22 protein-coding genes are annotated in these 19,870 nt (G+C 63.3%); 10 read left to right on the top strand and 12 right to left on the bottom strand.

Annotated elements, in window-relative coordinates:
- Window positions 1-140: 140 nt before the first annotated feature.
- The 3 genes from aroC to fabI form a co-directional block, all read right to left on the bottom strand.
- Window positions 141-1,250: a chorismate synthase gene (aroC, locus tag EK16_RS04670; RefSeq protein WP_038035018.1), complete on the bottom strand. Its 1,110-nt coding sequence runs from the start codon at window positions 1,248-1,250 to the stop codon at window positions 141-143.
- Window positions 1,251-1,356: 106 nt separating this feature from the next.
- The gene (locus tag EK16_RS04665; protein WP_051928940.1) at window positions 1,357-2,010 is read right to left on the bottom strand and encodes a histidine phosphatase family protein; all 654 of its coding nucleotides are present in this window, start codon (window positions 2,008-2,010) and stop codon (window positions 1,357-1,359) included.
- The gene (gene fabI / locus EK16_RS04660) at window positions 2,000-2,794 is read right to left on the bottom strand and encodes an enoyl-ACP reductase FabI (RefSeq protein WP_038035017.1); all 795 of its coding nucleotides are present in this window, start codon (window positions 2,792-2,794) and stop codon (window positions 2,000-2,002) included. The genes EK16_RS04665 and fabI overlap by 11 nt, the downstream gene beginning before the upstream one ends.
- A 302-nt stretch (window positions 2,795-3,096) precedes the next feature.
- Between fabI and EK16_RS04655 the strand changes: the two genes are divergently transcribed.
- Window positions 3,097-4,587, top strand: coding sequence for a replicative DNA helicase (locus EK16_RS04655; protein ID WP_038035015.1), 1,491 nt, complete (start codon window positions 3,097-3,099; stop codon window positions 4,585-4,587).
- A gap of 77 nt (window positions 4,588-4,664) precedes the next feature.
- Here the strand turns inward: EK16_RS04655 and EK16_RS04650 are convergent, their stop codons facing one another.
- The 3 genes from EK16_RS04650 to EK16_RS04640 are packed head-to-tail and all read right to left on the bottom strand — an operon-like array spanning window position 4,665 to window position 6,781.
- Window positions 4,665-5,288, bottom strand: a complete 624-nt coding sequence (locus EK16_RS04650) for a hypothetical protein (protein WP_038035013.1) — start codon at window positions 5,286-5,288, stop codon at window positions 4,665-4,667.
- A 6-nt stretch (window positions 5,289-5,294) separates the two neighbouring features.
- Entirely contained in the window at window positions 5,295-6,494 is a 1,200-nt protein-coding gene (dapE, locus tag EK16_RS04645; RefSeq protein WP_038035011.1) for a succinyl-diaminopimelate desuccinylase, read from the bottom strand.
- Window positions 6,491-6,781 (bottom strand): HPr family phosphocarrier protein, encoded by a 291-nt coding sequence (locus EK16_RS04640; RefSeq protein WP_038035010.1) that lies wholly within the window; start codon window positions 6,779-6,781, stop codon window positions 6,491-6,493. The genes dapE and EK16_RS04640 overlap by 4 nt, the downstream gene beginning before the upstream one ends.
- Window positions 6,782-6,894: 113 nt before the next feature.
- On the opposite strand from EK16_RS04640, the gene EK16_RS04635 reads away from it, so the two are divergent.
- Both EK16_RS04635 and EK16_RS12195 read left to right on the top strand, forming a co-directional pair.
- Window positions 6,895-7,128: a hypothetical protein gene (locus EK16_RS04635; protein WP_038035008.1), complete on the top strand. Its 234-nt coding sequence runs from the start codon at window positions 6,895-6,897 to the stop codon at window positions 7,126-7,128.
- 121 nt (window positions 7,129-7,249) lie between these two features.
- A complete protein-coding gene (locus EK16_RS12195; protein ID WP_156098483.1) occupies window positions 7,250-7,393 on the top strand; it encodes a hypothetical protein in 144 nt (47 codons plus the stop codon).
- Between the two features lie 67 nt (window positions 7,394-7,460).
- On the opposite strand, the gene EK16_RS04630 is transcribed toward EK16_RS12195, so the two are convergent.
- On the bottom strand, window positions 7,461-7,859 hold the full coding sequence (locus EK16_RS04630; RefSeq protein ID WP_038035007.1) for a PTS sugar transporter subunit IIA: 399 nt from the start codon (window positions 7,857-7,859) through the stop codon (window positions 7,461-7,463).
- 292 nt (window positions 7,860-8,151) lie between these two features.
- On the opposite strand from EK16_RS04630, the gene nth reads away from it, so the two are divergent.
- The 7 genes from nth to EK16_RS04595 all read left to right on the top strand — a co-directional run bounded on the left by nth (window position 8,152) and on the right by EK16_RS04595 (window position 15,104).
- The gene (gene nth, locus EK16_RS04625; protein WP_081910264.1) at window positions 8,152-8,943 is read left to right on the top strand and encodes an endonuclease III; all 792 of its coding nucleotides are present in this window, start codon (window positions 8,152-8,154) and stop codon (window positions 8,941-8,943) included.
- A gap of 66 nt (window positions 8,944-9,009) precedes the next feature.
- Window positions 9,010-9,648, top strand: coding sequence for a pyridoxamine 5'-phosphate oxidase (pdxH, locus tag EK16_RS04620; RefSeq protein ID WP_038035005.1), 639 nt, complete (start codon window positions 9,010-9,012; stop codon window positions 9,646-9,648).
- Window positions 9,649-9,722: 74 nt separating this feature from the next.
- Entirely contained in the window at window positions 9,723-10,571 is an 849-nt protein-coding gene (locus tag EK16_RS04615; RefSeq protein WP_081910263.1) for an SDR family NAD(P)-dependent oxidoreductase, read from the top strand.
- A 172-nt stretch (window positions 10,572-10,743) separates the two neighbouring features.
- On the top strand, window positions 10,744-11,769 hold the full coding sequence (locus EK16_RS04610; protein WP_038035003.1) for an HlyD family secretion protein: 1,026 nt from the start codon (window positions 10,744-10,746) through the stop codon (window positions 11,767-11,769).
- Window positions 11,744-12,808, top strand: coding sequence for an ABC transporter ATP-binding protein (locus tag EK16_RS04605; RefSeq protein WP_231573603.1), 1,065 nt, complete (start codon window positions 11,744-11,746; stop codon window positions 12,806-12,808). Before EK16_RS04610 ends, EK16_RS04605 begins: the two co-directional genes overlap by 26 nt.
- A complete protein-coding gene (locus tag EK16_RS04600; RefSeq protein ID WP_038035001.1) occupies window positions 12,805-13,977 on the top strand; it encodes an ABC transporter permease in 1,173 nt (390 codons plus the stop codon). The genes EK16_RS04605 and EK16_RS04600 overlap by 4 nt, the downstream gene beginning before the upstream one ends.
- 131 nt (window positions 13,978-14,108) lie before the next feature.
- A complete protein-coding gene (locus EK16_RS04595; RefSeq protein ID WP_038035000.1) occupies window positions 14,109-15,104 on the top strand; it encodes an acrylyl-CoA reductase (NADPH) in 996 nt (331 codons plus the stop codon).
- A 149-nt stretch (window positions 15,105-15,253) separates the two neighbouring features.
- On the opposite strand, the gene EK16_RS04590 is transcribed toward EK16_RS04595, so the two are convergent.
- The 5 genes from EK16_RS04590 to murA all read right to left on the bottom strand — a co-directional run bounded on the left by EK16_RS04590 (window position 15,254) and on the right by murA (window position 19,718).
- Window positions 15,254-15,706, bottom strand: a complete 453-nt coding sequence (locus EK16_RS04590; protein ID WP_038034999.1) for an arsenate-mycothiol transferase ArsC — start codon at window positions 15,704-15,706, stop codon at window positions 15,254-15,256.
- 3 nt (window positions 15,707-15,709) lie between these two features.
- Window positions 15,710-16,219, bottom strand: a complete 510-nt coding sequence (locus tag EK16_RS04585) for a UPF0262 family protein (protein WP_038034997.1) — start codon at window positions 16,217-16,219, stop codon at window positions 15,710-15,712.
- Window positions 16,220-16,446: 227 nt separating this feature from the next.
- Window positions 16,447-17,745, bottom strand: coding sequence for a histidinol dehydrogenase (gene hisD, locus EK16_RS04580; protein ID WP_038034996.1), 1,299 nt, complete (start codon window positions 17,743-17,745; stop codon window positions 16,447-16,449).
- A gap of 136 nt (window positions 17,746-17,881) precedes the next feature.
- On the bottom strand, window positions 17,882-18,334 hold the full coding sequence (locus tag EK16_RS04575) for a DUF2948 family protein (RefSeq protein ID WP_038034994.1): 453 nt from the start codon (window positions 18,332-18,334) through the stop codon (window positions 17,882-17,884).
- A 94-nt stretch (window positions 18,335-18,428) separates the two neighbouring features.
- Window positions 18,429-19,718, bottom strand: coding sequence for a UDP-N-acetylglucosamine 1-carboxyvinyltransferase (gene murA, locus EK16_RS04570; protein WP_038034992.1), 1,290 nt, complete (start codon window positions 19,716-19,718; stop codon window positions 18,429-18,431).
- Between the last annotated feature and the right edge of the window lie 152 nt (window positions 19,719-19,870).

Genomic DNA, 19,870 nt, shown 5'->3' with positions numbered 1-19,870 from the left:
CTCCGACCGGAAAGGCGAACGACGATGCCGTCCTCTACACCGATTGCGCCATTGAGGCAAGAGGCAACCTTGAGCCTTGGAGAACCATGAATGCGCGCCATGAATGCGCGTGATGGCGCAGTGTCACTGCCGTGGCGGGATCATGTCGGAAACTCTGCCCCTTCCCGCCCTATCTGGGCGCGATGCAGCAGGAAATGATCGGCCAGCACCAGCGCCAGCATCGCCTCCGCCACCGGCACCGCCCGGATGCCAACACAGGGGTCGTGCCGGCCCTTGGTGACGATCTCGGTATTCTCGCCGGTGCGTGTTACCGTGCGCCGCGGCACCAGGATGGAGGAGGTGGGCTTCACCGCCAGCCGCACCACGATGTCCTGCCCGGAGGATATGCCGCCGAGGATGCCGCCTGAATGATTGCTTGAAAACGTCAGGGAACCCTCGGCGATTTCCATTTCATCAGCGGCCTCGGAGCCGGTCATGGCCGCGGCGGCAAACCCGGCGCCGATCTCCACGCCCTTCACCGCCGGAATGCTCATCATCGCCGCCGCGATATCCTGGTCAAGTTTGGCATAAACCGGCGCCCCCCAGCCGGCGGGAACGCCCGAGGCCACCACTTCCACCACCCCGCCCACGGAATCGCCTTTTTTGCGGATGTCATCCAGATAATCCGCCCAGATTTCCGCCATTTCCGGATCGGGGCAGAAGAAGGGGTTCTCCTCCACCGCCTCCCACGAGAAGCGGGCGCGGTCGATCTTGTGCGGGCCCATCTGCACCAGTGCGCCGCGGATGGTGACCTGCGGGATGATGCGCCGGGCCACGGCCCCCGCCGCCACCCGCGCCGCCGTTTCCCGCGCCGAGGCGCGTCCGCCGCCGCGATAATCGCGGATGCCGTATTTCATCTGGTAGGTGAGATCGGCGTGTCCGGGGCGGAACTTCTCGCGGATCTCGCTGTAATCCTTCGAGCGCTGATCGGTATTCTCGATGAGCAGGGCGATCGGCGTGCCCGTGGTCACCGGATGTTCCATGCCTTCATCCTGAAACACGCCGGAGAGGATGCGCACCTTGTCCGGCTCGCGCCGCTGTGTGGTATAGCGGCTCTGTCCGGGGCGACGGCGGTCCAGATAGGGCTGGATCATCTCCTCGTTGAGCGGGATGCCGGGCGGACAGCCATCAAGAACCGCGCCAATGGCCGGCCCGTGGCTCTCGCCAAAGGTGGTCATGCGTAAGATGCGCCCGAAGGTGTTGTAGCTCATGCGCCTTTTGCCCCGTATCACCTTGCTTTCGGGAGATGTTTAATGCCCCCGCCGCGGAAAGTCACGCCGGCGGGCGATCCTGCGCGCCTGAAACAGGACCTGACCGTTAATCTCCGGTATTGGCGGCCTCGGCCGGAAACCATTCGATCCGCTCAGGTGTGAGGCGACAGAAGCCGTCCTGCGGCACTTTCAGCGTGGCCACCTCCTGCGGCGGCAAATTCAGGATCACGCGCCGCATCACGCGATGGATGCCGCCATGGGAGACGATAATGGCCGGGTTTTCCATCTCCGCCACGAAGGCCCGCACGCGCACTTCCACATCCGCATAGCTCTCGCCGCCTTCGGGACGCCAGTGATAGTAGGAGAGGGGATCGGCCCGCGGATCGAGGCCCTTGGCCACCAGCGTATCCCACACCGTGCCCTCGATGACGCCGAAGCTGCGCTCCTTCAGCCGCGGATCAAGCCGCACCACGCTTTCATCAAGGCCATAGGCGGCCAGGATCGGCGCCAGTGTCTGGCGCACGCGTTTCATGGGGCTGGCGTAGATGGTGAAACGGGAGATGTCCGGCTCCAGCACCTTCAACCTCTGAGCGATCATCTCCGCCTGTCTGCGACCGCGGGCATTCAGCTCTGTTTCCACATGGCCCTGCACCCGGCGCTCGGCGTTCCAGTCCGTCTCGCCATGCCGGATGAAATAGCAGTATGGCCGCGCGCCGCCCTGCATCATCCCCCCGCCGGCCGGCTGCCGCTCATTCCGCATCGAGCGCCTTCATGCCAATGACGTGATAGCCGGCGTCCACATGCACCACCTCGCCGGTGATGCCGGCGGCACCGTCGGAGACAAGAAAGGCGGCCGTCTCGCCCACATCGTCGATGGTCACGTTGCGCCGTAGGGGAGCGTTGGCCTCGTTCCAGTCCAGCATCAGGCGGAAATCGCGAATGCCGGCGGCGGCCAGCGTGCGGATGGGACCGGCGGAAATGGCGTTGACACGAATGTTCTCCGGCCCCAGATCCGCTGCCAGATAGCGCACGCTTGCCTCCAGCGCCGCCTTGGCCACGCCCATGACGTTATAATGCGGCACCCACTTTTCCGCGCCGTAATAGGAAAGCGTGATCATCGCCCCGCCCTCGCTCATCAGCTCAGCGGCGCGGCGGGCCACCGCCGTGAAGGAATAGACGGAAATGTCCATGGTCTGCAGGAAGTTGGCGCGGGTGGTGTCGGCATAGCGCCCTTTCAGCTCCTCCTTGTCGGAAAAGGCGATGGCATGCACAACGAAATCCAGCCGCCCCCAGGCGTCCTTCAGGGTTGCGAAGACCGAATCGATGGACTCATCCTCGGTGACGTCGCAGGGCATGAGATGCGCCACCCCCAGTTCCTCGGCCAGCGGCGCCACCCGTTTTTTTAAGGCCTCGCCCTGATAGGTGAAGGCCAGCTCCGCCCCGGCGCGCGCGCATGCCCGGGCAATGCCCCAGGCGATGGAGCGGTTGTTGGCCACGCCCATGATCAGCCCGCGCTTGCCCGCCAGCAGTCCGTTCTGCGACATGGTCGAAACTCCCTGCGCAATTAACCCCCTGCTTGCCCGCCCTTATTGCCCATTGCCCGCACCCTGACAAGGGGCGAGAATGTTCATTGGAGAAATGAGCGATTCGGCCTGATATTCCCGCGCCGTCAAGCTTCTTCTCGCCGCGGCTGTGGAAGAGCGGCAAAACTTTCACCACACGGCGCCAATGTGCGCCCGGCGTGCTATGCTGCGGCTCCTTCCGGCATCGGGCCGGCGCGCAATGCGCATGAACTAGGGTCACGCCCCCGGCAGGAAACGGTGCAAGAACACACAGAAGAGTTCCCATGACCGACGGCAATTCGCAGGCCACCATCGAACAGCTCGCCGCCTGGACGGCGCCGCACAATCTCGAGGCGGAAATGGCCCTTCTCGGCGCCATTCTCACCTACAATGCGGCTCTGGACCGGGTGAGCCATTTTCTCAAGCCTGAGCATTTTTCCGAGGGCATTCACGGCCGCATCTATGAAGTGCTCTCCGAGATGATCTCGCGCGGGCATGTGGCCAACCCCGTCACCATCCTGCCCTATCTGCAGGACGAACCGGCCTTTGAGGATCTCGGCGGTGCGGCTGCCTATCTCGGCAAGCTGGCGGTCATGGCAGCCCCCTTGGTCGATGTCGAGGGCTATGCCCGCGAGATCTACGAGCTCGCCCGCCGCCGCGCGCTGATCGAGATCGGTTCCGATCTCGTCGTTGAAGCCCGCTCGCCCGACATCGACCGCAGCGTCAACCAGATCATCGAGGAAACCGAACGGGCCCTGTATGAGGTGGCGGAAGAAACGCGCTTCGGTCAGGGCTTTTCGGCCTTTCACGAGGCCATGCGCGAGGCCATCGACATGGCCGCCGCCGCCTATCAGCGCGACGGGGGGCTTTCCGGCCTGTCCACGGGATTGCGGGATCTCGACGAGAAAATGGGCGGCATGCAGCCCTCCGACCTCATCATTCTCGCCGCCCGCCCCGCCATGGGCAAGACGGCGCTGGCCACCTCCATCGCCTATCACGTCGCCCGCAACTACCGGCCGGAGCAGATGGCCGACGGCTCGGTGCGCGCTGCTGACGGCGGGGTTGTGGCCTTCTTCTCGCTGGAAATGTCGGCGGAACAGCTGGCCACCCGCATCATCTCCGCCGAGACCGGCATTCCCTCAAGCGACATCCGGCGCGGCAAGATCACCGAACAGCAGTTTGGCGATCTGGTGGACGTCGCCCAGAAGATCAACAGCATCCCTCTGTATATCGACGATACCGGCGGCCTCACCATCGCCCAGGTGGCGGCGCGCGCCCGCCGCATCAAGCGCCAGCACGGCCTCGGCCTCATCGTCATCGACTATCTTCAACTGCTCTCCGGCTCCACCCGCCGCGCGCTCGAAGGCCGCGTGCAGGAGCTCACCGAAATCACCACGGGGCTGAAGGCCCTGGCCAAGGAGCTCAACGTGCCCATTCTAGCGCTCTCCCAGCTCTCCCGTCAGGTGGAGAGCCGCGATGACAAGCGCCCGCAGCTGGCGGACCTGCGTGAATCCGGCTCCATTGAGCAGGATGCCGATGTCGTGCTCTTCCTCTTCCGCGAGGAATATTACCTCTCGCGCAAGGAGCCCAAGCCCGGCACGCCGGAACATGCCGAATGGCAGCAGCAGATGGAGGAAGTGCACAACATCGCCGAGATCATCATCGCCAAGCAGCGCCACGGGCCGACGGGCACGGTTCTGGTCAACTTCGATCCGCAGTTCACCCGCTTCACCAACCTCGCGCATGAAGACCGCCTGCCCGAACGCATGGACTGAGCACACCTGCGGGCATTTCTGAAATCCTGCAGAAAAAGGCGCGGGCACCTCGCAATGGGTGCATGGCTTTCTTGGTTTCAGCCGAACAGGCGGGAAAGGGCGATGGAGAAGAGAAGCTCCGCGGCCGGAAAGGCCAGGGCCAGAAAACCCGGGGCCTCAAATCCGAGCCGCGCGTTCTGCCAGCGCAGGTAAAGCACCACCCCGACAAGAAACAGCGCGAAGAAGCCGGCGGCCTGAACCGTGATCAGCCCGAAGGCATACAGCGCCATCGGAATGACCTGAAACAGGGCGGCCAGCGGTGTGCTCCAGTTATAGAGGATCACGTAGCGGCCGAAATGGGCGGAAAGCCCCAGGCCCCTGGCCATGAGCGCGGCCAGAAACAGCCAGCCGAGCCAGCCGGCGGCAATGAGCGCGATCTGCTTGAACATGACCATATTGGCCATGGCGCGCTGATCGGCACCTTCCAGCGCCGGGATCCCAAGCCGGATGGCAAAGAGGAACACCGGCAGCCCCACGGCGAGCGCGAAAAAGGAGCGGAAAAAGCCCCGTTCGCTCAAGTTGAAATGCCGCGCCACCGCTTCCGCCTGCCCCATGAGAACGAACCAGCTGCCGATGAGGGCGTGGATTACCTCCTCGGCAAGGCCGGCATCCTGCAGCCGCGGCGGTTCATTCGCTTCGGGATCCTGTCGCTGCACTGGCATGAGCCCTCACGTTTGTTCGCTGTTCATGAACAGATCGATCACACGGGCATAGATGCGTTTCAGGCGCTTGATGTCCTCAACCGGCACCCGCTCGTTGACCTGATGGATGGTCTCGTTGACCACACCGAATTCCACAACGGGGCAATACTGACGGATGAAACGGGCATCTGACGTGCCGCCGCCGGTAGACAGCGCCGGGGTGAGACCGGTTTCCGCCTGCACGGCCTTGCGCACCACATCGACGATGGGGCCGCCCTCGGTGATGAAGGCCTCGCCGGAAATGACGGCATCGATGAAAAAGCGCGCACCGGTTTCACGCGCCACCTCCTCGGCCAGAACATGAGCCCAGCGCTCGATGTCAGCGCCCGTGTGCAGGGTGTTGAAGCGCACGTTGCACACCGCCTTCGCCTGTGCCGGGATCACGTTGGTGGCGGGATTGCCCACATCGAAGGTGGAGAAAGCGACCGTGGAGGGCTGGAAATGGTCCGTGCCCTCATCGAGACGGGCCGAGGCCATGCGATCCACCAGCCGCGCCAGCGCATGCACAGGATTGAGCGCCTTTTCCGGATAGGCCGTATGCCCCTGCACCCCTTCGGCGGTGATGAAGAGATTGATCGAGCCGCGGCGGCCATTCTTGATGGTATCGCCCAGCTCTTCGGAACATGTGGGCTCGCCGACGAGGGCGGCATCGGGCAGATGCCCCTGCTGCTGTAACCAGGCCAGCACCTTGCGCGTGCCGTTGATCGCCGGGCCTTCCTCATCACCGGTGATAAGCAGCGACACACTGCCCGGCAGCGGCCGCCCGTTTTCCAGATGCGCCCGCGCCCAGTCCACGGCGGCGGCAGCGAAGGCGGCCACCCCGCTTTTCATGTCCGCCGCGCCGCGGCCATAGAGCACGCCATGATCGATCACCGCCTCAAAGGGCGGATGCAGCCAGGCCGCCTCATCTCCGGGCGGCACCACGTCGGTATGTCCGGCAAAGCACAGGTGCGGCCCGCCCTCGCCGATGCGGGCGAAAAGATTGTGCACGGGCGCAGTGCCCTCTTCCGTGAAGGTGAGGCGATGACAGGCAAAGCCCGCGTTTTCAAGCAACACCTCCAGAACTTCCAGCGCCCCGGCGTCCTCAGGCGTGACCGAAGGACAGCGGATCAGCGCCTGGGTCAGCGCGACCGGATCGGTTTCGTGGGGCGTTGCCGCCGTCATCATTCCTCCTCCTCGAAACGGGCCGCCACCAGGGCCTCAAGCGCATCCAGCGCCTCCTTCGCCTGAGGGCCGCGCGCCTTCACCTCGATCTCGCTGCCGCAGGCCGCCGCCAGCATCATCAGGCCCATGATCGAGGTTCCGGGCACTTCCTCGCCATCCTTGCACACGGTGATCTCGGCGTCGAATTCTTCCGCACACTTCACAAACCGCGCCGAAGCCCGCGCATGCAGCCCCCGCGCATTGATGATTTTCAGGCGACGCGAGAATGTTTTCGACAACTCTTGGTTCATATCGTTGACGCGATTCGACGGTGAACGTATGTAAAACATGCACGCCAGTCAGGTTTACGGGAAACAGGCGAAACTGGCTTATACGCAGCCCACATAATCAGCAATGGTGAAAAATGGAAATACCCCTCTTCAGCCGCAAATGGTCCAAACGGACGTCCGATAACATCCCTTCCGATGAAGACATCGCCCTGCGTGTAATCAGCCGCTTTAGCCGTGGCAATATTCGCATGCAGCAGGGAGCAATTCTCACGCGCGAGGAATTGGATGTCCGTGCAAAACTACGGGAGAAGCAAATTAAACGTTTATTAAAGCTATATAAAATTGATATCAAAAAGCTTGATAAATAAGACTAATGAGAATAGTTTAGGAATAAATTTGAAGATAGCAATATTTTTAGAATTTGGAAAGGTTTTCAAATTGATGAAAGATTTATAAATGACCTTGCAAAAAAATAAAAGGAGCGAATGCATGCAGAAGAACATACAAAAAGAAAATGAACGAGAGCATAGAAATAAAAAACTTATAACAAAAATAGAAGAATGGTTAGATATATTAGTAATAGTCGCAAGTGTATTAATTGCTCTTTTTGCCTGGCTTTGGGTAGCAAATTAGCTAAAAAAACGACGATCAGGTAGAGAGGGCAAGCAAGATCTTATGACGGAAGGGGGCAGATCCCCGTTCACGGACTCAAAACGCGGGAAGCGACGCGGATGTAGCGGTGGCCGGCTTCTTCCGCGGCGCTGACGGCCTCGGCCAGCGGCATGGTGGCCCGCACCGAGGCGAGCTTGACCAGCATCGGCAGATTGACGCCGGCGATCACGTCCACCCGGTCCGGCTGAAGCGCCGAGATCGCCAGGTTGGACGGCGTGCCCCCGAACATGTCGGTGAGCACGATGACGCCATCGCCTTCATCCACGCGGCGGATGGCCTGCAGAATGTCCTGCCGCCGCTGTTCCATGTCGTCGTCCGGTCCGATGCACAGGGTCTCCAAGTGCCTCTGCGGGCCGACAACGTGTTCCAGGGCGGCCCGCAGCTCTTCCGCCAGACGACCGTGAGTGACGACGACCAGTCCGATCATGGGGATGATTGCCTCGCGTTGATCCGCAACGGCGCCTTGTCAATCCTTCAAGGCCGCATTCTTCCAGGGGAATAAGACCGGCGTGCAAGGCCGGCAACTTTTCAAACATCGAATTGTGCGCCCTTGCGCTCACGCTGGCAAGAGGCTTTGACCGATCAGGCAAAAAAAGCCTTTCATCTTGCGCTTGCGGATTGACCGTCCAGGGGGCATCTTGGCCGCCGTGCATTAAGGGCGCTTGCGCCTGACAGCACGGCTGAAAAACCGCTCCACAATCAGGTTACGGAGGCAAACCATGGCGAAAGGGGCCCGATCCTCTTCCTCGGCGCGCGGCAAGAGAAAGGGCAAGAACAGCACCGCCAACGACGGGCCGAAGACCCTGCTTTCCCCGCAGGAAATCGAGGAAATGATGCGCCGTTTTGCCGCGGCCAATCCCAACCCCACTTCCGAGCTGTTCTGGACGAATCCCTACACGCTTCTCGTTGCCGTCGTGCTCTCCGCACAGATGACGGACAAGGGCGTCAACAAGGTGACCGAACAGCTTTTCAAGGAAGTGGACACGCCGGAGAAGATGGTGGCCCTCGGCGAGGAGAAGCTGGCCGAACGCATCCGCTCCATCAACTACTACAAGACCAAGGCCAGGAACGTCATTGCCCTTTCCCGCGCGCTTGTCGAGAAATATGGCGGTGAAGTGCCTCATGACCGCAAGGCGCTGGAAAGCCTGCCCGGTGTGGGGCGCAAGACGGCCAATGTCGTGCTCAACGTCGCTTTCGGCGAGCCCACCATCGCCGTGGATACCCATATCTTCCGGGTCGCCAACCGCACAGGCCTCGCCCTTGGCAAGACCCCGCAGGAGGTGGAGAAAATCCTGCTTAAGGTGATCCCCGAGAAATACCGCCACAACGCCCATCACTGGCTGATTTTGCATGGGCGCTATGTCTGCAAGGCGAGAAAGCCGGAATGCGAGCGCTGCATCATCTGCGACATCTGCAAATGGCCGGAGAAACACTGCGCCGGCGAGGAGCTGGCCACAGCGCCGGATGAGGCGGATGCGCCAAAGAACAGGGATGAAAAAACCGGCCGCTGATCCCATCTCGTGTGTGGTTTTTGAAAAGGCGCCGTATTGGCGTCGGCAAGAGGTCTGAGCTGTCCCATGAGCGATCCCTTCGAGAAAATCCGGCATCTGACGGCGGAGAAGGATTTCGCGAAGGCCGAAGATCCTTTCGCGCTTTTTGCCCGTTGGTTTGAGGATGCCAAAAAGGCCGAGGACGAGTATCCGGAGGCCATGTGCCTGGCCACCGTGGATGAAAGCGGCATGCCGGATGCGCGCATGGTGCTGCTTAAAGGGTTCGACGAAAACGGCTTTGTCTTCTACACCAACATGGAAAGCGCCAAGGGCCGGCAGCTTCAGGCCAATCCCAAGGCCGCGCTCGTTTTCTGGTGGCGCAACCTGCACCGTCAGGTGCGCATCCGCGGCCTGGTCGAACCGGTGTCGGATGAGGAGGCCGATGCCTATTTCGCCTCCCGCCCGCGCGGCTCGCGCATCGGCGCCTGGGCCTCGCGCCAGTCGCGGCCGCTGGAAAGCCGCCATGCCCTGGAAAAGGCCGTGGCCCGCTATACGGCGAAATTTCATGTCGGCCCCGTGCCGCGCCCGCCATACTGGACGGGGCGGCGCGTTGTGCCGCTGCAGATGGAATTCTGGCACGAGCGGCCTTTCCGCCTGCATGAGAGGCTGGTATTCTCCCGCGAGACGCCAAAGAGCCCCTGGCGGCGCGAGATGCTCTATCCGTGATCACCCGTGATGGATGATCCCTCCTTGCGCCGGGGAGAGGAAACGAAAGCGATCATGGAGGATGACGTAAGGCCATGGCTGCCAATGAAACCAGGAGCACATCCGCCGAATGCCCGCATGCCGGCGGCACTGCGCCGGATGAGGACAGGCGGGAAAAAAGGCGCCGCGTGCCCGATATTCCCAATTCCGAACGCAAGACACTGGTGCTCACCGGTGCCTCGCGCGGCATCGGCCATGCCACCGTCAAGCGCTTTTCCTCCGCCGGCTGGCGCGTGATCACCTGTTCGCGCCATCCCTTCCCGGAGGACTGCCCCTGGGAAATGGGCGAAGAGGATCACATTCAGGTGGATCTTGCCGATGTCGAAAGCACCGAGCGCGCCATCGCCGAGATCCGCGAACGCCTTCAGGATCAGGGCGGCCGCCTCAACGCCCTTGTCAACAACGCCGCCATCTCCCCCAAACTGCCGGGCGGCAAGCGCATGAACTCCATCGATACCAGCATCGAGGACTGGAAAATCGTCTTTCAGGTCAATTTCTTCGCGCCCATCATGCTCGCCCGCGGCCTCATCGAGGAGCTGAAGCGGGCAAAAGGCGCGGTGGTCAACGTCACCTCCATCGCCGGCTCGCGCGTGCATCCCTTCGCCGGTTCGGCCTATGCCACCTCCAAGGCCGCGCTCGCTGCCCTCACCCGCGAGATGGCGCACGATTTCGGGCCGCACGGCATTCGCGTCAACGCCATTTCGCCCGGAGAGATCGAGACCTCCATCCTCTCGCCCGGCACGGAAAAGCTCATCGAGCAGATCCCCTTGCGCAGGCTTGGCCAGCCGGAGGAAGTGGCCAAGGCCATCTATTTCCTTTGCACGGAGGCCTCCTCCTACGTCACCGGCGCGGAGCTGCACATCAACGGCGGCCAGCATGTGTGATCGCAAGGGCCGGCAAACGGCCCAGGCCTGCATCTTGAGCGGTGCATGGGCGACAAAGACACTGCCGCCGGCGGAGGAAATGCCATGACATCATGACACGCCGGGCCATGCGCCGGTCAGGCCGCGGTTCGGCAAATGCGTCATGAAGCGCCGCAGGAAAAGGAAGCCGCCCATGAAGCGTCTCGCCATAACCATCCTTCTTCTTGCGATCGTGATCGGGGGCGGCTTCGTCTTTTTGCGCTGGGACCGGCTGTTTCCGGCACCGGCGCCCCGTTTCTTTCAGGGCTATGTCGATGCCGATCTCATTCAGGTCGGCCCGGAGATCGCCGGCCGGCTCAAGCAGCTTGACGTTGATGAGGGCGATCGTGTGCGCATCGGCCAGCTTCTCTTCGCGCTCGATGACGCGGTGCTTTCCGCCGAAGTGGATCTGGCCGCGGCCCGTCTGGAAGAGGCGCGGGCGCGGCTGCGTCTGGCCGAGGCCCAGAGGCGGCGGCCGGAGGAGATCCGCGTTCTTGAGGCGGCGGTGGATCAGGCCCGTGCCGCCTTGGAGGTGAGCCGCGCCGAATATGAGCGCATCAAGCGTCTGTATGAGCAAAAAGTCGTGCCCAGGGCCCGCCTGGATGCCGCCCGCGGCGCCTGGCAGCGGGACAAGGCCCGCTATGAGGAAGCTTTGCGCCAGCTGCAGACCGCGCGCCTGCCCGCCCGCGCCGAGGAAATCAGCGCCGCCATGGCCGCGGTGCGCGCCGCGGAGGCACAATTGCGCGCCGCCAGGGTGCGCCTGCAGAAGAGCCGGGTTTTCAGTCCCGTGGCCGGCCGCGTACAGGAAGTTTACTACCGGCCCGGAGAGATCGTTGCCGCCGGCCGCCCCGTCCTGTCCGTCCTGCCGCCGCGCAACCTGAAAATCCGCTTCTACGTACCGGAGCGTCAGCGTGCCGCCTTCGCCATCGGCGATCATGTGAACGTGCGCTGCGATGGCTGTCCCAGGCCTGTGCCTGCCCGCATCACCTATATATCCGATGTGGCGGAATATACCCCGCCGGTGATCTTTTCGCCCGAGGAACGCGCCAAGCTCGTTTACCGCTTCGAGGCCAGGCCACTGCAGGGTGATCATCGCCTTACCGTTGGTCAGCCGGTGGATGTCTATCCGAAAAGGCGGGAAGCGAAGGATCCGGATGGCGGAGGCGGCAATGACGGCTGATACGGCAGCTTCCGGAAAAGAGGGCGATGCCAGGGCCGAAGGCCCGGCGGATGCGGCGGGTGCGGCCGAATATGTCATCGATGTGCGCAACCTGCGCAAGTCCTTCGCCGGGCGTGAGGTGGTGCATGGCATCGCCCTGAAGGTGCGCCGCGGCGAGATCTATGGCTTTCTCGGCCCCAACGGCTCGGGCAAGACCACGACCATCCGCATGCTCTGCGGCCTGCTCACGCCCGATGCCGGCGAGGGCCATTGCCTGGGCTATGACATCCTGCGCGAAAGCCGCCAGATCAAGCTGCATGTCGGCTACATGACCCAGCAGTTCTCCCTCTATGCCGATCTCACCGTGCTGGAAAACCTCGCCTTCATGGCGCGGGTGCACGGCATGCCACAGCCCCTGGCACTGGCGCGGAAAAAGGCGGAAGAAATGGGGCTTGCCGACCGGATGCATCAGCTGGCCGGCACGCTTTCCGGCGGCTGGAAGCAGCGGCTGGCGCTGACGGCCTGCACCCTGCATGAGCCGGAGCTTCTGCTGCTGGACGAGCCCACCGCCGGTGTTGATCCCCGCGCCCGCCGCGATTTCTGGAATAGCATTCACGCGCTTGCCGCCAAAGGCGTGACCGTGCTCGTCTCCACCCATTACATGGATGAGGCCGAGCGCTGTCATGAGCTCGCCTATATCTACAACGGGCGCATCCTTGCCCGCGGCCCGGTGCGGCGCATCATGGCCGAAAGCGGCCTGTTCGCCTATGCCGTCTCGGGGCCGCAGAAACGGCTGGAGGCGCTGGCCGAACGCCTGCAGAAGGAGAATGCGGTGGAGATCGCCACCTTCCGCGGTGAGGCCCTGCATCTGGCCGGTCGCGATCGGGAAAGGCTTCAGGCGACAGTGAAGGAGATCTGTGCGCACAATGACCTCTCCTGTCAGCCGGCGGAGCCGACGCTGGAGGATGTGTTCATTCACTTCATGAACACCGCCGGGGGGCGTGCGCAGATCACCGGAGCCATCGCGCCTGATGAGAAGGCGCGGGAGGCGGGATCATGAAGGCGCAGCCCGCACACATCCGCCGCCCGCCTGCCGGCCGCAGCACCTTTTTCAAGCGGCTGTGGGCGATGATCGTGAAAGAGTTCATCCAGCTCAAGCGCGACCGCCTCACTTTGGCGATGATCGTGGTCATTCCGCTGATGGAGCTTCTGGTTTTCGGCTATGCCATCAACATGACACCGCGCCATCTGCCGCTTGCCGTGCTCAGCGCCGATGATTCCGATCTCGCCCGCGATTTCATCGCCGCAGTGCGCAACACCGGCTATTTCGACATTCGCGCCGAGGTGACCACCGAGGCGGAAGCGGAGCGCCTGATCCGTTCCGGGCGTGTCATCGCCCTTCTGCAGATCCCGCCCGGTTTCGGCCGCAAGCTGCGCCGCGGCGTGCGCCCGCAGGTGTTGCTGGTGACCGACGCCACCGATCCCGTCACCACTTCCGGCGCCGTTTCCGCCATCACCGCCTTAGGCCCCCGTGTCTTCCCCCGCGCCTTGCGTGGCCCGCACCGGGACCTGCTTTACAAGCCGCCGCCCTTTGAGCTGATCGTGCAGAAGCGCTACAACCCTGCCGGCAAGACCGCCATCAACATCGTGCCCGGCCTCATCGGCGTCATTCTCACCATGACCATGCTGGTCTTCACCGGTCTTGCCGTCACCCGTGAGGTGGAGCGCGGCACCATGGAGGCCCTGCTGGCCACGCCGCTGCGCCCGGTGGAGATCATGCTGGGCAAGATCGCGCCCTATATCATCGTCGGCTTCGTGCAGCTGGCCATCATCATGAGCGCCGGGCGGTTGCTGTTCGGGGTGCCTCTGTTCGGGCCGCCGGCGGTGCTTTTGCTGTTCACGCTCATCTTCATCGCCGCCAATCTCGCCATGGGCTATACCATCTCCACCATCGCCCGAAACCAGCTGCAGGCGGTGCAGATGTCCTTTTTCTTCTTCCTGCCCTCCATCCTCATGAGCGGCTTCATGTTTCCCTTTCATGGCATGCCGCTGTGGGCGCGGGTTATCGGCGAGATGCTGCCGCTTACCCATTACCTGCGCATCGTGCGCGGCATCATGCTGAAAGGCGCAGGCTTTGCCGATCTGGCGCGGGAGGGCTTTGCGCTGCTTGTCTTCATGCTGGCGGTGATGATCATTGCCGTACTGCGCTTCCGATGCACCCTGGACTGAGGGAGAAGGAAACGAATGCCATTTCTCAACGGATGGGCAATGGCCGGAGAAAGCCCAACGCGCCTATGATGTATCAATTGAAAACCTGAGTGGTGAAACCGGATAACTGATCACAAGGGAGGAGGCGGCTCATGGCGGAGACCTTCAGGGCCCTGGTTGTCGACAAACCGGAAGGCACGGAGACGCAGACCGTGGCCTTTCGTGAGGTGGACGAAGACTTCCTGATGGACGGGGATGTGGACATCGAGGTGATCCGCTCCACCGTCAATTACAAGGACGGCCTGGCCATTACCGGCAAGGCGCCCATCATCCGCCGCTATCCGCTGATTCCGGGGATCGATTTCGCCGGCCGCGTCATTGCCTCCCGCAGCGAGGAATTCCGCCCCGGAGATGACGTGATTCTCACCGGCTGGGGCGTGGGCGAAAAGCACCATGGCGGCTATGCCGAGCGCGCCCGCGTCTCCTCCGGCTGGCTGGTGCCCATGCCGGAAGGCCTGGATTATGACCTGGCCATGGCCATCGGCACCGCCGGGCTGACCGCCATGCTCTGCGTTCTCGCCCTGGAGGAACAGGGGGTTACGCCCGATGCCGGCGAGGTGCTGGTCACCGGTGCCACCGGCGGCGTCGGCTCCGTGGCCGTGGCCCTGCTTGCGCATCGCGGCTTTCATGTCGTGGCCGTAACCGGCAAGACGCAGGAAGAGGCCTATCTGAAGCGTCTGGGCGCTGCGGACGTGATTGGCCGCGAGGCCTTTTCCGGAAAGGTCAGGCCCCTGGCCTCCGGCCGCTGGGCTGCGGCGGTGGATGTGGTGGGCTCCACCACCCTGGCGCACGTGCTCAGCCAGATGAAATATGGCGGCGTGGTTGCCGCCTGCGGTCTGGCGCAGGGCATGGACCTGCCCACCACCGTCGCCCCCTTCATTCTGCGTGGGGTGCGTCTCATCGGCGTGGAATCGGTATTCACGCCTAAGGAAAAGCGCATCGCCGCCTGGCGGCGTTTGGCCAGCGATCTTGATCGTGCGCTTCTGGAAGAGATGAGCACGCACATTTCCCTTGATGACGTACCGGAAGCGGCGGCGCGCATCGTTGCCGGCAAGGTCAAGGGGCGGCTGGTTGTGGATGTGGCCTAAGATCTTGGAGCCCGAGTGAAAAATCGTATTCTCGCCCCGCGCCCCCGCCCAAACACCCTTGTGAGATACAATGATCGGGTGGTTGGGCGAGGGCGTGGGGCGGTGGGTGGCCTGAAAATTCGCTTGCAAACGAATTTTCGGCTGGACGCTTACACCCCGCGCGGCGGCGGGGGGGGCGGCCCGAAGCGCTCCAGAATGCGCTTGTGCAGGGAATCGCGCACCATGCGATAGGCATCAAGGATCTGCTCGCGTGATCCGGTGAAGGCGGATGGGTCCATCGTCGGCCAGTATTCCACCTCGATGGCGTTGGTGCGCGTCAGCTCCAGCGCGTGATGATGCGCTTCCGGCGAGAGGGTGATGATCATATCGAAGGCGGAATCGGAGATGTCATCGAAACTCTTTGGCGTGAAGCCGGACAGATCGATGCCCATTTCCTCCATCACCTGCACCGTGAAGGGATCCGGCCCCTCCTCGGGCCGCACGCCGCAGGAATCCACATAGACCCGCCGCCCGTGCAGCCTTTTCATGATCGCTTCCGCCATGGGCGAGCGGAAGGCGTTGAGCGTGCAGGCGAACAGGACGCTGCCGGGCAGATCGGCCATGACCTAGCCTCGCCAGTAGAGAACGGCAACCAGCGTGAACAGCCGCCGCGCGGTGTCGAAATCCATCTCCACCTTGCCCTTCAGCCGCTGTATTAAGGTTTCCGTGCCTTCGTTGTGCAGGGCGCGGCGGGCCATGTCGATCGGCTCGATGCGGCTGGGCGGCGCATTGCGAATGGCGTCGAAATAGCTTTCGCACAGCGTGAAATAGTCCCGCACGATGCGGCGGAAAGGCGAAAGCGCCAGCCCGATCATCACCAGCCGCTTGCCGCCCTCGTTGAAGATGTCGAAAATCAGGCGCCTGTCGGCGATGGAAAGCTTCAGGCGATAGGGCCCCGGCCCCTTGCCGATCACGGAAAAACGGTTTTCCTGCAAGAGGTCATAAACGGCCACGGCGCGCTCATGCTCGATATCCGGCGAGGGCGCACGCTTGAGATTCTCATCAAGCTCCACCGCGATGAGGCGCTCGCTTTCCGGCCAGTCCCGGGCTGTGGCGCTGTTATCCTTTTCGTTCATGCTGTCCCGTGGCCGCATTCACTGCAGCGCCAACCGCCCCGGAAAAAGGTGCGCCGGCGCCGGTTTGCTTCACTTAAAAACAGGTGTGCCGCCAAAGGGGCGCGGTCAAGCCCTTGATCCCTGCGGGATGGCTTGTCGCCTTGCAGGAAGCATGATCCGCGCCGCCCGGCACCACCGGCAAAAGGCGCAAGGGGGCCTGGGCGAAAGCCGCATAATAAGCCTTCCATTTACGCCTCTTTGTTCAGGCGCATGCGCACGGAGCGCGCGTGTGCTTCCAGCCCTTCCGCCTCCGCCAGCTTCACCGCCGCCGGGCCAATGGCGTTCAAGGCCTCGCGCGAGCAGCCGAGAATGGTCGTGCGCTTCATGAACTGCAGCACGTTGAGGCCGGAAGAGAAGCGGGCGCTGCCTGATGTGGGGAGCACATGATTGGGCCCGGCCACATAGTCTCCCACCGCCTCCGGCGTATAGCCGCCGAGGAAGATGGCGCCGGCGTTGCGAATATCGGCAAGCAATGCCTCAGGCTCGGCCACCTCCAGCTCCAGATGCTCCGGCGCCACCCGGTTGGCCAGCGCCACCGCCTCGTCAAGATCGCGCACCACGATGACCGCGCCATGATCCTGCCAGCTCTTGCCGGCGATATCGCGTTTGGGCAGGTCGGCCAGCTGCGCGGTGACCGCATCCAGGACCTCACGGGCCAGATCGGCATCGGGCGTGATCAGGATGGACTGGGCCTTTTCGTCGTGTTCGGCCTGGGCGAGAAGATCGGCCGCCAGCCACGCCGGATCGGCGCTGCCATCGGCGATGATGAGCACTTCCGACGGCCCGGCGATCATGTCGATGCCCACCTGCCCGAACACCTGCCGCTTGGCCTCCGCCACGAAGGCATTGCCGGGCCCGACGATGATGTCCACCGGCGCGATGCTTTCCGTGCCATAGGCGAGCGCGGCGATGGCCTGCGCCCCTCCGATGCGCCAGACCTCATCGACACCGGCGAGATCGGCAGCGGCAAGGACAAGATCATTGACCGCCCCCTTCGGCGTGGGCACGGCCATGGCCAGCCTGTCCACTCCGGCCACCTTCGCCGGAATGGCGTTCATCAACACCGAAGAGGGATAGGCGGCCAGCCCTCCGGGAACGTAAAGCCCGGCGGCAGAGACCGGTGTCCACTTATGCCCGAGGCGCGCGCCGATGGCATCCGTCCACAGCTCATCATCCGGCATCTGCCGTTCGTGATAGGCGCGGATGCGCTCCGCCGCGAGCGCGAGGGCCTCCAGCACCTCCGGATCGATGCGCGCCCTGGCCTGCGCGATTTCCTCGGCGGTGATGCGCAGGCCCGCACTGCGGGAATCGAAGCCGTCGAAACGGGTGGTATACTCATGCAGGGCCTCATCGCCGCGGCGGCGCACATCATCGATGATGGCACGCACCGTGTCCGCCACGTCGGCCACCGCCTCGTTGCGGTCGCGCAAGAGCGCGGTGAATGCGGATTGAAAGCCGGGATCGCGGGTGTTGAGCAAACGCGCCATGAAACCGCTCCTGCTGGCTGATGGGCAAACAGCGAAAGATCGGAGAATTCAGCCCATCACATGACAGAAGCGCCATTTGCGCGCAAGAGCGCATGGAAAGAGAAAAAGGCATGCAACGCCTGAAAAGGCGGTTGATTCATGCATCATCTTCGTCAATGTCGTGACAGGGAATGCCGCCCGCCTGCCAGCATTCGCCGAAATCACGCAGCCAGGCATCGATGCATTCCACCTCCAGGCGGACGATCCCGTCTCCTGAGAAGACCAGATCGACAAAGCCGCCGGGCGGCTCCGGCCCCGGAGTGAAGGTTATGGCGAGAAGCGAGAGCAGGCCGTCCGGATCGTCCATGCGGATGTTGCGGTATTTCACGCCGCGCACATGATCGAAATGCAGGCCGGTGCGCGCGCGCGTCGGCGCCTCGTGCGGCCGGCTCTTGTGCGTGAACCACTCGAAGCGGTTGGCGACAAGGGCAAACCGGGCGCGGCGCGGCTGCCAGCACATGTCGCCCACGCGCAAGATGGCATCCTGCATGTGTGCGGAAATGATGCTGAGATCGTCTTCGTCCAGCGCGGCGAGCCTCAGCAGTTCCATGGCTCCGGCTCCCTGGGACACCTGCTCTCTCCCCTTTTCGTTTCCCCTATATAAGAAGCGCGGGCGGCCGTTTTTAGGGGCCGTGCCGCAAATTTCAGCCTCGCACCCGTTCGATGTCGGCGCCCACGGCCGCCAGCTTGTGCTCCAAAGCCTCAAAACCGCGGTCCAGATGATAGACGCGGTTGAGCTCCGTGGTGCCGCGCGCCGCCAGCCCGGCGATCACCAGCGATACCGAGGCGCGAAGATCCGTGGCCATCACCGGCGCCCCGATCAGTTCATTCACGCCGCGCACCTGCGCCGTATCGCCGGAGAGCGAAATGTCGGCGCCAAGCCGCGCCAGTTCCTGAACATGCATGAAGCGGTTCTCGAAAATGGTCTCGCGTATCACGGACACGCCGTCGGCCATGGTCATCAGCGCCATGATCTGCGCCTGCAGGTCTGTGGGAAAGCCGGGATAGGGCTGTGTCTCCACCGAAACGGGCTTAAGCCCGCCATTGCTCTTCACATGCATGCGCGTTTCATCGAGGGTGATGGTCACCCCGGCTTCCTCCATCACCTCGAGGAAGGCATCGAGAAAATCCGGCCGCGTATGCGTGAGCGTGCCTTCGCCGCCGGTCATGGCGATGGCCATGGCATAGGTGCCGGTTTCGATGCGGTCCGGCAGCACGGCATGGTCCGCGCCATGCAGGGCGGTAACACCTTCGATGTGAATGGTGGAGGTGCCTTCGCCCTCGATTTTCGCGCCCATGGCCTTCAGGCAGCGGGCCAGATCCGCCACCTCCGGTTCGCGTGCGGCATTCTCGATCACCGTCTCGCCCCGGGCGAGAGCGGCCGCCATCATTGTTACGTGGGTGGCGCCCACCGAGACCTTGGGAAACACGATGCGCGCCCCCTGCAGCCCCTTTTCGGGCGCCTTGGCCACCACATAGCCCTGTTCGATGTCGATCTCCGCGCCCATGGCGGAGAGGGCCTTGAGATAGAGATCCACCGGCCGTGTGCCGATGGCGCAGCCGCCGGGGAGCGAAACGCGCGCCTGCCCGCAGCGCGCCAGCAATGGCCCGATCACCCAGAAGCTGGCGCGCATGCGCGAGACCAGCTCATAAGGCGCGGTGATGTTGGTGATCTCCTCGGCATGGATGCGCACAACATCCCCCGCGAAGGGGCTTTCGCCCGCCTTGCGGCCAAGCAGCGTGGTATGAGCCCCCAGCTCCCGCAGGATGCGCTGCAGCAGCGCCACATCGGCCAGGCGCGGCACATTGGACAAGGTCAGCGGCTCTTCAGTGAGCAGGGCGGCAATCATCAGCGGCAGGGCCGCATTCTTTGCGCCCGAGATGGGAATCTCGCCCTTCAAGACCTTGCCGCCGCGTATCAGGATCTTGTCCATGCGCTTTCGCCCCGCTTGTTGTCACGCCGCCATAGTGCTCATGTCGTTGCGGCTTGAAGCACGTTTGGCCGGGGGCGGTCAACCGCCACAGCCCGGCACCGGCCGTTGGATGATGGAGCCGAGCGCCTTCTCTGGCGCACAGTGTCTGAAAA

The organism is Thermopetrobacter sp. TC1 (genome assembly GCF_000746275.1).
Lineage (GTDB): Bacteria > Pseudomonadota > Alphaproteobacteria > Rhizobiales > Aestuariivirgaceae > Thermopetrobacter.
The sequence above is the reverse complement of the archived record's forward strand: the minus strand, read 5'-3'. Positions and strand labels throughout refer to the sequence as shown.